Consider the following 1,872-nt stretch of genomic DNA (forward strand, 5'->3'; position numbering starts at 1 on the left):
ATCGATCCGCTGACCAATCCGACAGCACACGGCGGCAACGCCTCCGACGCGTTCGACGTGGTGATTCCGTCGTTGCCCGGCTACGGCTTTTCCGGGAAGCCCGCCGGCACCGGCTGGGATCCGATCCGCGTCGCACGTGCCTGGATCGTGCTGATGAAACGGCTTGGATATACGCGCTATGTGGCGCAGGGCGGCGACTGGGGCAACGCAGTCACGGAACAGATGGCGCTGCTCGCCCCTCCGGAACTGATCGGCATTCACACCAACATGCCGGCGACGGTTCCGCCCGGCATCGACGCGGCGGCCTTTGCGGGTGCGGCGGCGCCAACGGGACTGTCCACCGAAGAGCAGCACGCGTACGATCAGCTGGCCTATTTCTACAAGCACGGTCTGGGCTACGCCAATGAGATGGCGAATCGCCCGCAGACGCTATATGGGATCGCCGATTCACCGGTCGGCCTGGCCGCGTGGATGCTCGATCACGACGCACAGAGTCTGGCGCTCATCACTCGCGTATTCGATGGGAAGTCCGAGGGCCTGACGCGCGACGACGTGCTGGACAACGTCACGCTCTACTGGCTGACCAACACGGCGGTGTCGTCGGCCCGTTTGTATTGGGAAAGCAAGCTGCCGTTTTTTGCTCCGAAGGGCATCGCAATCCCGGCCGCCGTCAGCGCCTTTCCTGAGGAGCTCTACCAGGCGCCGCGGAGCTGGACGGAGAAGGCGTATCCGAAGCTCATTTACTACAACAGGCTCGATAAGGGCGGTCATTTTGCCGCGTGGGAGCAACCGGCACTCTTTACCACCGAACTCCGAGCTGCCTTCCGTTCGCTGCGGTCCTCGACGTCCGCCACGGCCGCGAAATGACGTGCGACCGCAATCGGCGCCGGTTCTTGAGCGCGGCGGCCGTGGCGGTTGCCGCGGCGCCGCTGCGGGCCGTCGCGGCGCGCCGTCCGCAATCCACGAGCGCAAATACCTTCGGCGCGCTGAAGCAGATTGACGCCGGCGTCCTGAATGTCGGGTATGCCGAACTCGGTCCGGCGCAGGGCGGCGCAGTGGTCCTCCTCCACGGCTGGCCGTACGACATTCACAGCTACGTCGACGTCGCGCCGCTGCTGGCGTCGGCCGGATACCGCGTCATCGTGCCCTACCTGCGCGGCTATGGCACCACGCGCTTTCTGTCAAGCGACACGCCGCGAAATGGCCAGCAGGCCGCGTTGGCCGCCGACACGATCGCGCTGATGGATGCGCTCGCGATCGACAAGGCGACCATCGCTGGCTTCGACTGGGGCGCACGAACCGCCAACATCGTTGCAGCGCTCTGGCCGGAGCGCTGCACAGGAACGGTGTCGGTCAGCGGATATCTGATCGGGAGCCGCGAGGCGAACCGATCGCCGCTGCCGCCGCAGGCCGAGCTCGATTGGTGGTACCAGTACTACTTCTCGACCGAGCGAGGTCGCGCCGGCTACGACAAGTATCGATACGACTTCGCGAAGCTCATTTGGCGAACCGCGTCGCCTCAGTGGCACTTCGACGCGGCGACGTTCGATCGCAGCGCGAACGCGTTCGACAACCCGGATCACGTCAGCCTGGTGATGCACAACTACCGGTGGCGGCTCGCGCTCGCCGACGGCGAGTCGAAGTACGACGAGCTCGAGACGCGGCTGGCGGCGGGTCCTGTCATCACGGTGCCGACGATCACGCTCGAAGGCGATGCCAACGGTGCGCCGCATCCAGATCCGGCGTCATATGCCAAGAAGTTCGCCGCCAAGTACGCGCACCGACTGGTGACCGGCGGCGTCGGTCACAACCTGCCGCAAGAAGCGCCGCAGGCCTTTGCCAAGGCCGTCATCGACGTCGACGCATGGGGAA

2 protein-coding genes are annotated in these 1,872 nt (G+C 65.6%); both read left to right on the forward strand.

The genetic code is table 11. From position 1 onward, the window contains the following. Nucleotides 1–57 precede the first annotated feature (57 nt). Nucleotides 58–867, forward strand: coding sequence for an alpha/beta hydrolase (locus VGI12_18090; protein HEY2434589.1), 810 nt, complete (start codon nt 58–60; stop codon nt 865–867). A gap of 26 nt (nt 868–893) precedes the next feature. Further along, the coding region (locus VGI12_18095) for an alpha/beta hydrolase (protein HEY2434590.1) at nt 894–1,872 on the forward strand (979 nt) is incomplete at its 3' end.

The sequence above is a fragment of the Vicinamibacterales bacterium genome (assembly GCA_036496585.1).
In the GTDB taxonomy this organism is placed as follows: Bacteria; Acidobacteriota; Vicinamibacteria; order Vicinamibacterales; family 2-12-FULL-66-21; genus JAICSD01.